The sequence below is a fragment of the Corynebacterium kefirresidentii genome, assembly GCF_016599755.1.
GTDB classification, from domain to species: domain Bacteria; phylum Actinomycetota; class Actinomycetes; order Mycobacteriales; family Mycobacteriaceae; genus Corynebacterium; species Corynebacterium kefirresidentii.
The window spans coordinates 1193973-1207843 of the sequence record NZ_CP067012.1 but is presented as its reverse complement, the minus strand read 5'-3'; the positions used below and the strand labels follow the sequence as shown (position 1 = coordinate 1207843).

Genomic DNA, 13871 nt, shown 5'->3' with positions numbered 1-13871 from the left:
CCATAATGGACACCATGCCTGCTTTTGGTGAAGTCCTAACCCAGCTCCGTGAAAATCAGCCTCAAGGCTCGTACGGCATTAAGTTCGAGAAATTAATGGTCAACTACTTCCGAACCGATCCCGTCCTCCAGGAGCAGTTCTCGGAAGTCAGCCGTTGGAGCGATTGGGAGTTCAACGGCGGTATGCAAGACACCGGCATCGACCTCGTTGCCCGGCGCGCCGATGACGACGCGTGGGTTGCCATCCAGTGCAAGTTCTACAAGCCGGATACCTATATTCAGAAGCGTCACCTCGATTCCTTCTTTGAGGCATCCGGACACTCGTTTACTACAGACAAGGGCACAGAATCCTTCGCACAGCGGATCATCATCTCCACGTCGGAGCGATGGTCAAAGAATGCTGAAGCGATGCTGGAGCACCAGCTCATCCCGACCAACCGTATCGGCACGGCAGCGATTGCAGAATCCCCTATCAACTGGGATGTGACCTTCCCGGGTTCTGAGATCGAAATTAACCTCACCCGTCGCGAGGTTTTCTCCCCGCGTCCGCACCAGCAAGAAGCGATCTCGAAGGCTATCGCAGGCTTTGAAACACACGATCGTGGAAAGCTCATCATGGCGTGCGGTACGGGAAAGACGTTTACCGCCCTGCGTCTGGCGGAGCAGTATGCAGAAAACAACGGCGGGCGTGCCCGAGTCCTCTTCCTCGTTCCCTCCATCTCCTTGCTCTCGCAGACGTTAAAAGAATGGACCGCACAGAACCAGGAGCACCTGCCTCTGAAGTCCTACGCAGTCTGTTCGGATACGAAGGTCTCCAAGAAGGCTGAAGACATTGCCTCCTATGACTTGGAGGTTCCGGTCTCTACCAACGGCAAGGACATTGCCGAGCGCACCGCGCAGGGCAAGCGCCGAAAAGGCCTCAATGTCGTCTTCTCCACGTACCAGTCCATTAAAGCCATCCACGAGGCTCAAACGCTCGGCATGGACGACTTCGATCTCGTCATCTGCGATGAAGCTCACCGCACCACCGGCGTCACCCTCGCAGGCGAAGACGCCTCAAACTTCGTGAGAATTCACGACGCAGACTACATAAAGGCAAACAAGCGCCTTTACATGACGGCCACTCCCCGACTCTTTGACGACACCGTAAAGGGCAAAGCCGAAGAGCACTCCGCCGAGCTCGCCTCCATGGATGACGAGGCAGTCTACGGTCCAGAGTTCTACCGTCTCGGTTTCGGCGAAGCCGTGGACAAGGGTCTACTCACCGACTACAAGGTCCTCGTCATGACGGTCGAGGAAGACATCGCCGCCGACGTCCTAGCCGCCAACCCCACCAACGAAATCAACCTCACCACCGCCTCCGCCATGATTGGCGCCTGGAACGGCTTGGCCAAGCGCTCCGGCGCCGAGCAAGACACCAAGTCCGGCTTTGAAGCGAACGCCCAACCCATGCGCCGTACCGTCGCCTTCGCCAAGGACATCAAGGCTTCGAAGACCATCCAGGAGACCTTCCCCACGCTCATCCGCCAGTACCAAGAGCAGCTCAAGGACCACGCGGCGAGCAATGACGTAAGCATGCTTAACATCGATCTTCAGGTCGCCGTTGAGCACGTCGATGGCACTATGAACGCCCTCGAGCGCGGCAACAAGATCTCGTGGCTTGAGTCCTCCATCCCCGAGGACGAGACCCGCATCCTCACAAACGCACGCTGCCTGTCCGAGGGCGTGGACGTCCCCGCCCTCGATAGCGTCATCTTCTTCCACGCGCGCAATTCCATGGTCGACGTCGTCCAGTCCGTCGGCCGCGTCATGCGCAAAGCCGAAAGCAAGGACTACGGCTACATCATCCTGCCCGTCGCCATTCCGCCGGGAGTCTCCCCGTCCCAGGCCCTCAACGACAACACGCGCTTCCGCGTGGTCTGGCAGATCCTCAACGCCTTGCGCGCCCACGATGACCGCTTCAATGCGAAGGTCAACTCGATTGCGCTCAACGAGAAGGTCGAGCTTCCCATCGATGTTCAGCCCGTGCCGAACCCGAAGCCAGATGACAAGCCTGCCGACGACGATCCGGCCACAACCAAGAAGAAGCTCAATGCTTCCGATGACTCCCCAACCGGCCAGTCCGAAAATTCCAGCGAGCAGGAACTCACCGCGGAGCAAATGACGCTGTTCTCCCTCGAGGCCTGGCAAGAGGCCATGTACGTCAAGCTGGTCGACAAGGTCGGCACGCGTACCTACTGGGAAGACTGGGCTGACGATGTCGCCACTATCGCCGAAGCACAAATCGCTCGCATCAAGGCACTCATCAATGCTGCGGACGACACCATCCGCAAGGAATTCGAGGTCTTCATCGAGGGACTACGCGGTAACCTCAACGACTCCATCACCGAGGACGAAGCCATCAGCATGCTCTCACAGCACCTCATCACCGCCCCGGTCTTCAACGCTCTCTTCACCGAGCACGACTTCGCCGCGCACAACCCGGTCGCCCGCGTCATGCAGCGCATGGTCGACGCACTCTCGGACGCCAAGCTCGAATCCGAGACCGAATCCCTCACCAAGTTCTACGAGTCCGTGCGCGTGCGCGCCTCCGAGGTATCCTCCGCATCCGGCAAGCAACAAGTCATCAAGGACCTCTACGAACGATTCTTCCGCAAAGCCTTCAAGAAACAGTCCGAGGCCCTCGGCATCGTTTACACTCCAGTCGAAATCGTCGACTTCATCCTCCGCTCCGCCGATCAAATCTCCCGCTGGCACTTCGGCAAGGGCCTTACCGACAAAGGCGTCCACATCCTCGACCCCTTCACCGGCACCGGCACGTTCATGGTCCGTCTCCTCCAGTCGGGTCTCATCGAACCCGACGACCTCGCCCGCAAGTACGCGACCGAGCTCCACGCCACTGAGATCATGCTACTCGCCTACTACGTCGCCGCAGTCAACATCGAAACGACGTATAACGCACTCCAAGCAGAGCGTGCCCAGCGCAACGAAGAACGAGATCCCGACTACATCCCGTTCGACGGCATCGCACTCGCGGACACTTTCCAGATCCACGAAGAAGGCGACATTCTCGACCTCAAGGTCTTCAAGGAAAATAACGCAGCCATCCAGCGGCAGATTGATGCGCCAATTAACATCATCATCGGCAACCCGCCCTACTCCGTAGGCCAGACGAGCGCGAACGATAACAACGCGAACCTGAAGTACCCGACGCTCGACAAGCGCATCGAGGAAACATTTGCCCGGAACTCCTCAGCCACGAACAAGAACTCTCTCTACGACTCCTATCTTCGTGCATTCCGCTGGTCCATCGACCGAATCGGTACACACGGCGTCATGGCATTCGTGTCCAACGGCGGATGGATCGATGGCAACACCGCCGACGGCGTGCGTCTTTCGCTAGACGACGAACTCAGCGACATTTACGTGTACAACCTTCGCGGTAATGCTCGTACTGTAGGCGACGTTCGCCGACAAGAAGCAGGCAACGTCTTCCGTGACGGCGGACGCACAACTATCGCGATCATCATTGCAGTCAAGCGGGAAATCCCCGACGATGTCTGTATCCACTACCGCGATATTGGCGACTACCTCAGTGCAGACGAAAAACTTGCGATTGTTGATCGCTCCACATTCGACAACATCGATTGGCAAATTATTGACCCCAATATTTACGGAGACTGGCTCAATCAGCGCGATGAAGACTTCGAGACGTGGCCTGTCCTAGGCGACAAGAACTCAGATGACATTCCAGCAATCTTCAAAAATTTCTCTGCAGGTTTAAAGACTGCCCGTGATTCGTGGTGCTATGGGTCAACGCCTTCAGCTGTCACCAGCCAAATGCAGACTTTAATAACGACCTACGATGCTGCGCGCGGCGAGTTTAGGGACTGGATTCAAAGCGCAAGAATTACCAAACCCCGCGAGACTGACGTCAATGCATTCCTTGCCAAACGTCCAGAATATGCTGACCTATCCAAGATCTCCTGGAATCGCAGTCTTAAACAACAGCTGGCGGGCAATAAGATCATCAGCTTTGATGCGAGCCGCATCATGAAATCGCTGTATCGACCTTTCCATGTTCAATTCGCCTATTTCCACCAACCCGTAAATGACATGGTCTATCAACTGCCGCATCTGTTTCCGACTCCTACAAATAGCAATTTTGGCTTCTACATTGTTAATCCCGGCAGCGCAAAACCTTTTTCGGTACTCGCAACCGATAAACTCTTCGACCTATCCATGTGGGGCTCCAATGCAGGCCAATTCTTCCCTCGCTGGACCTGGGAACCCATCGAGGCGCCGGAGGATGAGCTGGACTTTGGGATGGCGGCATCGGAAGGCTCGGAGCCCGGTACGGAAGGAGAAGTCCTCGATGGATACCGACGCGTGGACAACATCACGGACGAGATTCTTGGGATTTACCGCGAGGCGCTGGGCTCGGAGGTGACGAAAGACGACATCTTCTACTTCGTCTACGGACAGCTGCACGACCCCGGGTACCGAGAGAAGTACGCCGCGGACCTGAAGAAGATGCTGCCGCATATCGAAACGCCGACGTCGCGGGCGCGGTTCGACCAGCTGGCTGCCGCCGGCCGGGAGCTCATGGATCTGCACGTGAACTACGAGGACGTGGAGCCGTGGCCGGTCACGGTGGAGGTGAAGGCATCGGCGGACGAGAACGACCGCGAGACCTGGCGCGTGCAGAAGATGAAGTGGGCGAAGAAGAAAGCCCCAGAGACGGGTAAAAACGTCAACGACGTTACGACTCTCGTCTACAACAAGTCCGTGACCGTACGCGATATCCCGGCGGAGACGGACGAGTACATGCTCGGCTCGCGGTCCGCGCTGGCGTGGATTATCGACCGGTACAAGGTAAAGAAGGACAAGGCATCGGGAATCATCAACGACCCCAACGACTGGGCTGACGAGGTGGGAAATCCGCGGTACATCGTGGACCTCATTGCGAAGGTCACGCGTGTGGCGGTGGAGACTGTACGAATCGTGCAAGGAATCAGGGAGGTTGGCGAAGATAAGTAGCCCTGGGGGACGTGCCATCGATTTAACCGGGGTTGAGCCTGCGCCTCAGTACAGCGCGGGCGCTTCCTCTTTTAGTCTCTGAAAGAATCATTTCAAGGCCACCAAATCTGCTCGGCGAGACAGCGTATGTCTCGCACACGCAGGTGGCTGGCCGAGGCTAGCTGTATGTCGTAATGCCAGATAAAATAAGTTCTAACTTTTGACTCAGACCTTCGCCGATTAGGAAAGGTGGACAGAGCCATGAATCGTAAAGATGCAGCACGTAAGCGTCTTCTTGAAAACGCTCAAAAGTCTGCCGCCTCTGTCGAAGGACTTAGCGACAACGAACTTGCTACAGCAGCCTACCGTCGGCTTCTCCGCACAATCGATGCTCAATCTGAGCCCCTTGATCCCGATGCTGCGGAAGCGTTTGCTCATGAAGAATTCGCCACTATGCGAATGGAAAAGAGGATCCGTACCGCCTTGGGAGCAGGTAAGTGACCGAAGAGCTTCAGCAGATAGCAGCACACAGAAAGCTGCATCTGGTTGTTGATACTAACCTCTTCATATCGTCTTTGCTGTCACCTCGCGGCTCCGAGCGCGCACACCTTTCGTCACTTTTGTGACTCCTCCGGAAGAGCCCCTAAACAACGACCACCCCGCCTGACCACATCGGTGGTAAAGACCGAGGGCTCTTACTGGCGGGGCGGAACCTTTGAATTAAGGATACCCAATGGGGTTCTTCACGGATGACCTTGACGAGGTCGTCGAGCGCGATTGTCCTAGTTCTCGATCAAATTCCACTGGTCGAGGTAATCGATGAGCCCATTTATAATGGCGCTCTTTCGCTCGACGATGTTTTCCTCGGTGAAATCTTCCTGCTGGCTTGCGATCGATTGAAGCTCCTGATTCTTCGTTCCGGCCTTCTCGACGCCATTCGCTGTGGTGTAGCCGGTGTAGTAGCGAGTCTTGTCCTCAAAACGGTAGTCAGAAGCCCGAATATTGATATTCTTTTCGAGGAAGGCTTTATTGCCCAGCGACTCAAGCAATCCCTTCGACGAAAGGGAATTCTCCTTATTTGCTCGGGCCCGAGAGTAGATGTGTTCAATCTCGAGCTTCGTATCATTGTCCAGCACGGTCTGACTGGGCTGTTCAAACGCCCACCACAGGACCATGGACTTAGTGATCGGGCGATTGTTGCTGAACGTGAAGGAATTCAACTGCTCAATCAACTGCTGGCGATCAAAGCGATAATTTTCGAAAGTTACCTTTTCGTCGTTAACGATTGAAATCATCGCGGGGAACAGAGGCGTTCGAAGTGCGTTGACACCGGGGCGGTGAACGGCATAAGCAAATATGAAGCCAGTTATAAGAGCAAGGAAGTCGAAGAATTTTTCTTCTTCGAGATTCCCATTCTCGTCACGGTTCTTGAGGAAGTACACGGAGACGATATAGGTCCACATGCTGTTCGGGGCGTAGCTCAAGACATACAGGCGTTTATTGACGCGTTCCGAAAACTCTTCTTGCTGGTCGACTCTGTCCCAGAAGGCAACGAGGGATTCAAGGTCTTCAAGCGATTCTTCTTTCTTCAACAACGCATAGGAATCACGTTCATAGAAGTCACGCAGGCCTTCCGTTGTAGTTGTCCTGATTCCCTTCAATGCTCGCTGGTAATACATGTACCGCGTAAAAAGCTCATCCATGGGATTGTTATTTCCACGGGTATGCGAGAACACACGTGTAGCGGTCTCTTCAAGCGCTTTCCACCGCTCGATAAATCCCTCTTTCTCGTTCTTTGCGGTGAAGTACTTATAGAATTGCGACTTAAAAATATCAGCGTCTGCCAGTGGCAGGCCGCGATCATTCAGTGTCGAGAAAATCCGAAGAGCCGTGTCTTGTGACTCGGCCTCGATGGGCAGAAGAATAACTTTCTTGAGAATTCGGTTAGCCAACCGCGCTGTGTATGACGGATATTCGTTGATGAACCGATCAACACGCCACTCGAAATAGGAGTAGTTTTTCGCATACGCGCTGTGCGCACCGTCGGGAATTTTCCCCTCGTTGAGGATAAAACGGAATTCATCCTTATCGTCATCAGAAGCTACTTCTGAATCAATGCGCAGCTGATCAGGAATGCGATCACCAAACTCAGTAGTACGCCAAATGCATTGAGCAATCTCGCGGAAGGTGGTTTTCGAGTTCGGATCTTGCATGTACTGGAACTTCTCGTAGAACGCACGCAGCAAAAGCATAAGCGTCGTTAGACGCTGCTGACCATCAATGACTTCCAATTGCCCTGCATCATTGCGGAAAGTAACAATCGGCCCCAGAAAATATTCATCGCTGGGGTCAAACGCGTCTGCGTTACCCTCCGGAATGCAAAACGCTTCAATGTCGTCCCACAACGTTGCGCATTCGTCTTCAGTCCATGCATACGGGCGTTGGTAATCCGGAATGAGAAAGCTCGTCGTAGTGGTTTGATTAATAAGTGCCGAAACGGACTTCTGATCGACGCTGAGTTTAGACATCTAGGTTCCTCTGTGAATTAGATAGCGAAAAGGGAACTTACAGGGCAGAGAAAGTGGTCGCCTGTACTGGACTAAATATAACTTGTCACGGCTACGCCAGGGCGTGACCCCTGCAAAGTAGACAAGGTGAGGGCAGTTATGCCGCCTTGGTCAGTGTAATAGATTGGGCTTCAAAGACATCGGGCGATATCTGTCCGCACCATGAGTGCCGGAGCTGTGTGTTGTATCTGATGCACCACCGAAATACCTCCTGCCGGCATTGCAGCGGATAGGAGAAGACTTTGCGTCGTGCTTTTCGGGCACCGTCCCTCTCGTGAAATCCATGGTGCGTGAGCGCAAGACGCCAGGCTTCACGCAGTTTTCCATCCTCTTCCACGCCGTCTGCGCCATCGCTTTGCCGTAATAGTCGTAGCGCTGCTAACCAAAGAGTTTCTCAACATCTTTACCGCCCCAGGGTTTAGTGCCTCCGGCCATCACATCATCTGGCAGGCAGCACTGATGGAACTAACTCTCATCGTCATGGTTACTTTGTGGTGAGCGCCGCGGTCACACTATTGAGGCGCGGGGCCTACGGCATCGACAATGAGCGCAATATCACCCTCGGAGTAGTCGGCATGAGCTGTAAGTCTTAGCAAAGCCTGTCCGAGCGGTACCGACGGATAGCGGATCGGAGAAACAATTACTCCCCTTTCAGCCGCCTGTGCCGCACGTTCCATAGCTGCGTTCTCAGCGCCTACCGGCAAGACGATAATAGGCGCGGGTGAGTCCACCACTTTCCATCCGTTCGCCCGCAGACGCTGCCGAAGGTTGTGTACGACGCGGGCAAGCCGTTGCACTCGCGAAGGAACGAGAGCTAACGCCGCGCTAATAGCAGCCGCTTGCGATGGCGGCATGGACGTTGAGAAGATATAGCTACGGCAGCGTTGGCGGCATAGCTCGATAAGTGGCTCACTGCCCGCGACGAAAGCGCCCGCCACCCCTAAGGCTTTGCTCGCGGTACCGATATAGATATCCGGCAAGGGCAAATCGAAATGCTCACAAACGCCGCGTCCATTTCTGCCAAGTGTGCCGATCCCGTGCGCATCATCGATCATCAACCAGGCGTTGTAATCCTGAGCAAGTTCCTGAAGCGCATGGAGATTCGCAAGCTCGCCGGACATGGAAAATACGCCGTCACTCACAATCAATCGGCGCTCCGATGCATCGGCAGCAAGCTGCTCTTCTAAGGTTTTCACGTCGAGGTGCGGATAAACAGATGACCGGACCCTTTGGTAGCTCGACTTGGCCAGCCGGATGCCGTCGATGATGCTCGCATGATTATCAGCGTCAGAGAAAATAGAAAGTCTCTCGCCACAATCTCGCGCAGCTGCAGCAAGCGCAGGGATTACTCCCATGTTGGCGTGGTAACCCGAACCGAACACGAGCGCTGCTGGCGCACCGACAAACCCAGCCAGATCACGCTCGAGCGCGACGTGATAGTCACTCGTACCCGTAGTAAGACGCGATCCTCCTGACCCCACCCCGGCACGCAGCGTTGCTTCGTGGGCCGCGTCGGCAAGCGCGCGATTCGTCCCGAGCCCCAGGTAATCAGACGATCCCGCAAGCAGCGTTTCACGTCCATCGACCACGGTGCGCGGACTTTGACTACCGCTAATGACCCTTTCGGTTCTTTCCAGACTACGCTCACACCACGAAGCATTGGAACTGAATGCCCAGTCTTCCAGGCTCATTGCCAAGAACCTTCCACAAGGACAGGCTTTTCACGCAGCCACTGCTCTGTCTCCGGAAGTGCACTAAGTGCGCCTGAATAGAACAAGACACGTCCACCTTGTTTCCCGCCTTCAGCCTTGACGTTGCGCAAAGCCGTATAGGAACCTTCGACCGCGACATAACCGGTGGTGTAGCTCGGGTCATCGGAAATACAGACTTCCGCGACAATGCCCGGCGCAGCAAGAGCCTTGGATGCTAAAGCAACGGCATCAGCCCGATGGTTCTTCGACTCTGCATGAGGGGAATCAGCCCAATCAAATGTTCCCACCCGAACACCACGTTGCCCATGAGTGTCTAGACGCTCACCGGTTTCAGCGCAGACGATGCTCGCACCGCGCATATCGCGGGTGCGGTACAGAAGCTCGATACCTCGGCGGGCTGCGCTCTCGGAAACTCGGTTGTCCTTAGCGAGCACGTCCATCATCACCGTTTGTGCAGACTCCGGGTTCTCACAGTCCCGTGTACTAACCTTCAAGGCACTTACATGAGCAATGTCACTTACTGCAACCACCCTCGTAGCAATGTTGATGGAATCCGGCACGCCCTTCTCGTGCCGCAACGCACGAGTGGCAAGCTCTGAGCTCACGCGAGGAACAAGGTGTGGTTCCACGATGCGTTCAGCACCCGAGATATGCCTGCCCTCAAGGCTTGCACGCATCTTAATGCTCATCAGCACAGTCAAGGTTTCTGCCATACAGGTATCGTAGCCCAGCATCTTGAACACCGTTCAATAATTATCAAAACAGGGTTAATCCCCTCTCCTAGTTCCGCTTGGAAACGCCATTACCGATTCCAAGTGACAGTGCGACTTCCACGTGACACTAAGAACCCCACGTACCTTCCAACCACATATGTGGTCGGGGCTCGTGGGGGTTGCTTAGTGCAGTGTGTTGGGATTTCCCCTACTGCTGTGGTGCGGTGCCCAGGGTGTCCTCCATGCAGGCCTGCTGCTGGGCAGGGTCCTGCATGTTCAGGCACTTGTCGGCGCCAGTGTCACCGAGGATCTTCACGCCGAAGGCCATGATGGCGATGGTGCCGGCCAAGGCGAAGATAGAGGTAACCAGGCCGACGACGGACATCCAGGTGCGGCGCAGCTCCTTCGGGCGCTTGCGGCCGACAACCAGCGCGATGATGGAGACGATGATGCCGATTGGGCCAAGCAGCAGCGGCGGAACAATCAGCAGCAGGGACAGCAGCGCGATGATGCCGATGACCATCGCCCAGATAGCAACTGCGTTCTTCTTTGCCGGCTGGCTGTCGACACCAGCGTAGGCCGGGTAGTCGGCGCCAGCGGCGGTTGCGTTCGTGCCGTAAGCATCGTAGGAGGCGTGGTCGTGAGCGGTGTTGTCTACGCCGTAGTTGTTTGCGTCGTGGGTGTGCTCCTCGTTGGCCTTGGAGGTTGCCTCACCGTAGAAGGGCAGCTTGCCGGTGCTGTCGCTGCTAAATGGGTTATTCGCGTTGTCCGGGTTCTCTGGGTTGTTCGGGGTGGTCATGTGGTTGGCCTCCTTGAGGCAGCCCAAATTGCGTGCTCTTTATCGAATATGTGCGTCTAATAACTTATGCGTTTGTAATCGCTTTCGGCCAGGTTACTTACGGAACCTGTGAAATCACTGGCAACTACCGAGTGGCCGAGTTTGTGGGCGGTCGGGCCGCGGCAAGTCTTGCGCACCTCCACATGGATGGTGCCATGGGTGGACAGATGCGATATTCGGCGTTTGGGAAACGCCTAGTTTGAGTAGAACCGTTCAAGGAATCTTCCATGCAGGCTTGCTTTTGCGCTGGGTCCTCGATGGTCGCGCACATTTCAGGGTCAGGCGTCATCGTCCAACCAATGTGCGTATACAAGTAAATTAAGAAAGCAACGGACAAGATTAAAGCGATAATTGAGGTAATCAAGCCGGCGATGGACATCCAGGCGCGGCGCAGCTCTTTTGGTCGCTTCTTGCCTTTTAGCAATGCGATGATGGAGACGATGATGCCAATCGGCCCCAGCAGCAGCGGTGGAACAACTAGGAGCAAAGACACCAGCGCAATGATGCCGATAACGAGAGCCCACACCGCAATCACGCTTTTCTTTTCGGCCGGGGAATAGCCGTATCCGTCACCGCCACCGGCAAAGGCCGGGTATACCGCGCCTTCGGTACTGTCGGGATTCCTTCCGTTGCTCGGGGTGTGAGGATCGTTCGGGGTGGTCATACGATTGGCCTCCTTGAGTGCAGCCCAAAAGCCTTAATCGTGTTATTGCTAATCGTTCTATTGCTTTTAACTACGTTACCCACGCTGGCTGCGCATTGTACGGCGATCGCTTTCTGGTAGAGCGCAGAAAAGGCCGGGCTGGGTGCACTCCGCGCTAGGAGCGCACCGGGCTAGGAATGCACCGCACGAAAGGTACTGGAGTACTGTCCCAATCCGGCCTTGCTTGACCTTGACTTTGACCATGACCGTCTACCACGTCGCGACACCTACCACTTGCGCAGGTATTCTATGCGCTCGCGTAGCTGGTCGGCGTTGCACAGCGCGGTGGGCGGTCCACCGCAGGCCTTACGGACCTCGGTGTGAATCGCACCGTGCGGGCGCCCTGAGCGCTGCGCGGCAATGGAAACCACCGTGTTGAGCTCCTTGCGCAGCTGGCCTAGCTCATCGACGACTCCGGTATCGCTTGACTCAGCTTCCACAGCCTTTTTCCGCGAGGCCGGGGCATAGTCCATGCCATAGAGCTTGCGACGGTGAGCCTCCTCGGCCTCAGCCGCGCGCCGCGCCTTTTCCTCCGCCTCGCGGCGGTCCATTTCCTCAGATTGCTTCTTGCGCAGCAGGTCCTTGACTTGTTCCGCATCGAGCAATCCGGGAATACCAAGGAAATCGGCTTCTTCATCCGTGGTCATGTCCCCAGTGTTGAACTGAGAACCGTTATAAAGCAGGCCCGAGAACTCTGCCTCGGCACCAAGCGACTCATAAGACTTCTCCAGCATGTCCGGTTCGGTCTTCTTCTGATTCGCTTGCTCTAGCAGCTCATCGTCCCAGCCCTCCTTGTCCGGCTTTTCCTCACCCAAAACGTGATCGCGGGACTTTTCCATATTTTCGGCCAAGCCCAGCAAGACAGGCACCGAGGGAAGGAAAACGGACGCCGTCTCCCCCGGCATGCGCGAGCGCACAAAACGGCCAATGGCTTGGGCGAAAAATAGTGGGGTCGATGCGGACGTCGCATACACGCCCACTGCTAGGCGCGGGACGTCCACTCCCTCAGACACCATGCGCACCGCCACCATCCACTCATCGGTGGACTCAGAAAATTCCTGAATGCGGTCCGAGGAGCCGGGATCATCAGACAAAATCACCGACACCGGAGTATTGGACAGCTGTTTGAGGATCTTGGCGTACGCGCGTGCGGTCGTCGTATCCGATGCCAACACGAGGCCACCGGCATCCGGCATATTGCGCCGCATTTGCATGAGCCGGGTATGCGCTGCCTGCAGAACTGCAGGGATCCATTCGCCCTTGGGGTCCAACGCGGTGCGCCACGCACGGGCGGTTTGCTCCGCATTCATAATGTCACCCAAGCGCGCGGCATGTTCCTCGCCAGCCGAATCCCGCCAGCGGGCCTCGCCGGAGTAAGAGAGGAAGACAACGGGGCGCACGACGCCGTCGGCAAGCGCATCGCCATAGCCATAGGTATGGTCCGAGCGGGATACCTTGTGCCCCTCCCCATCGTCTACATACTGAACAAATGGGATGGGCGAGTCATCGGAACGGAACGGAGTACCCGTCAGCGCCAAGCGATGGTTAACGTCGTCATATGCTTCCTTGACACCATCACCCCAGCTCTTGGCATCACCGGCGTGGTGAATCTCATCCAGGATCACCAAAGTGCGCCGAGCAGAAGCCACCGCGCGGTGCTTAAAGGGGTGCATTCCTACCTGCGCATAGGTCACCACAATGCCATCCATCGAAGGATTGACCGCGGAAGAATTGCTAAACGCAGGATCCAACGCTAAACCTACTCGCGCGGCAGCGCTAGACCACTGGGTCTTGAGGTGTTCGGTAGGCACCACCACGATAACGCGTTCGACCGTGCGGTCTTCCATAAGCTCGGTTGCGATGCGCAGCGCGAAGGTAGTTTTGCCGGCGCCCGGAGTCGCCACCGCCATAAAATCCTGCGGCTTAGTGGCGAGGAATTTATCAAGGGCGGATTGCTGCCAAGCGCGAAGGTTAGTCTTTTTAAAAGTCCTCACTTGCGGCGCAGACCCTTATACACACGCTCACAATCGGGGCATACCGGAGAACCCGGCTTTGCCTGCTTGGTCACCGGGAAGGTCTCGCCGCATAGGGCAACGACATACTTGCCGTTGACCGCGGAATCGAGGATGTGATCCTTTTTGACGTAATGGAAGAACTTCGGCGTGTCATTATCCGTCGTCGAAGTGTCTTCACGAATATCTGGCCGTTCAATTGTCTTCGTAGTCGTAGTCACGCCCTCTATTTTGCCGCATCGGCATCGAACTTTGCGAGTCATGCGTCTACCCTTGGAGAACATGGACACCTCATGCACGCCAGCCAC

At 55.9% G+C, this 13871-nt stretch carries 9 protein-coding genes; 2 read left to right on the top strand and 7 right to left on the bottom strand.

All coding sequences use genetic code 11. From position 1 onward, the window contains the following. Positions 1-14: 14 nt before the first annotated feature. Positions 15-5039, top strand: coding sequence for a DEAD/DEAH box helicase (locus I6I12_RS05830; protein ID WP_200288980.1), 5025 nt, complete (start codon positions 15-17; stop codon positions 5037-5039). A 240-nt stretch (positions 5040-5279) separates the two neighbouring features. Then, a complete protein-coding gene (locus tag I6I12_RS05825) occupies positions 5280-5519 on the top strand; it encodes a hypothetical protein (RefSeq protein WP_200288979.1) in 240 nt (79 codons plus the stop codon). A 281-nt stretch (positions 5520-5800) separates the two neighbouring features. Here the strand turns inward: I6I12_RS05825 and I6I12_RS05820 are convergent, their stop codons facing one another. The 7 genes from I6I12_RS05820 to I6I12_RS05790 form a co-directional block, all read right to left on the bottom strand. Then, the gene (locus I6I12_RS05820; RefSeq protein WP_200288978.1) at positions 5801-7546 is read right to left on the bottom strand and encodes a DUF262 domain-containing protein; all 1746 of its coding nucleotides are present in this window, start codon (positions 7544-7546) and stop codon (positions 5801-5803) included. A gap of 551 nt (positions 7547-8097) precedes the next feature. Further along, on the bottom strand, positions 8098-9276 hold the full coding sequence (locus tag I6I12_RS05815) for an aminotransferase class I/II-fold pyridoxal phosphate-dependent enzyme (RefSeq protein ID WP_200288977.1): 1179 nt from the start codon (positions 9274-9276) through the stop codon (positions 8098-8100). Next, positions 9273-10010 (bottom strand): 6-carboxyhexanoate--CoA ligase, encoded by a 738-nt coding sequence (locus tag I6I12_RS05810; protein ID WP_234288184.1) that lies wholly within the window; start codon positions 10008-10010, stop codon positions 9273-9275. The genes I6I12_RS05815 and I6I12_RS05810 overlap by 4 nt, the downstream gene beginning before the upstream one ends. Before the next feature lie 208 nt (positions 10011-10218). Further along, on the bottom strand, positions 10219-10809 hold the full coding sequence (locus tag I6I12_RS05805) for a hypothetical protein (protein ID WP_200288976.1): 591 nt from the start codon (positions 10807-10809) through the stop codon (positions 10219-10221). Between the two features lie 124 nt (positions 10810-10933). Then, a complete protein-coding gene (locus I6I12_RS05800; RefSeq protein WP_200288975.1) occupies positions 10934-11512 on the bottom strand; it encodes a hypothetical protein in 579 nt (192 codons plus the stop codon). Between the two features lie 266 nt (positions 11513-11778). After that, entirely contained in the window at positions 11779-13545 is a 1767-nt protein-coding gene (locus tag I6I12_RS05795) for a DEAD/DEAH box helicase (RefSeq protein ID WP_200288974.1), read from the bottom strand. Beyond that, entirely contained in the window at positions 13542-13826 is a 285-nt protein-coding gene (locus tag I6I12_RS05790; RefSeq protein ID WP_049361236.1) for a DUF3039 domain-containing protein, read from the bottom strand. Before I6I12_RS05790 ends, I6I12_RS05795 begins: the two co-directional genes overlap by 4 nt. Positions 13827-13871 lie beyond the last annotated feature (45 nt).

Coding starts and splice junctions, on each gene's coding strand:
- I6I12_RS05820 (WP_200288978.1), bottom strand. CDS start 7,546: ATGTCTAAACTCAGCGTCGATCAGAAGTCCGTTTCGGCACTTATTAAT.
- I6I12_RS05830 (WP_200288980.1), top strand. CDS start 15: ATGCCTGCTTTTGGTGAAGTCCTAACCCAGCTCCGTGAAAATCAGCCT.
- I6I12_RS05815 (WP_200288977.1), bottom strand. CDS start 9,276: ATGAGCCTGGAAGACTGGGCATTCAGTTCCAATGCTTCGTGGTGTGAG.
- I6I12_RS05790 (WP_049361236.1), bottom strand. CDS start 13,826: ATGACTCGCAAAGTTCGATGCCGATGCGGCAAAATAGAGGGCGTGACT.
- I6I12_RS05805 (WP_200288976.1), bottom strand. CDS start 10,809: ATGACCACCCCGAACAACCCAGAGAACCCGGACAACGCGAATAACCCA.
- I6I12_RS05810 (WP_234288184.1), bottom strand. CDS start 10,010: ATGGCAGAAACCTTGACTGTGCTGATGAGCATTAAGATGCGTGCAAGC.
- I6I12_RS05800 (WP_200288975.1), bottom strand. CDS start 11,512: ATGACCACCCCGAACGATCCTCACACCCCGAGCAACGGAAGGAATCCC.
- I6I12_RS05825 (WP_200288979.1), top strand. CDS start 5,280: ATGAATCGTAAAGATGCAGCACGTAAGCGTCTTCTTGAAAACGCTCAA.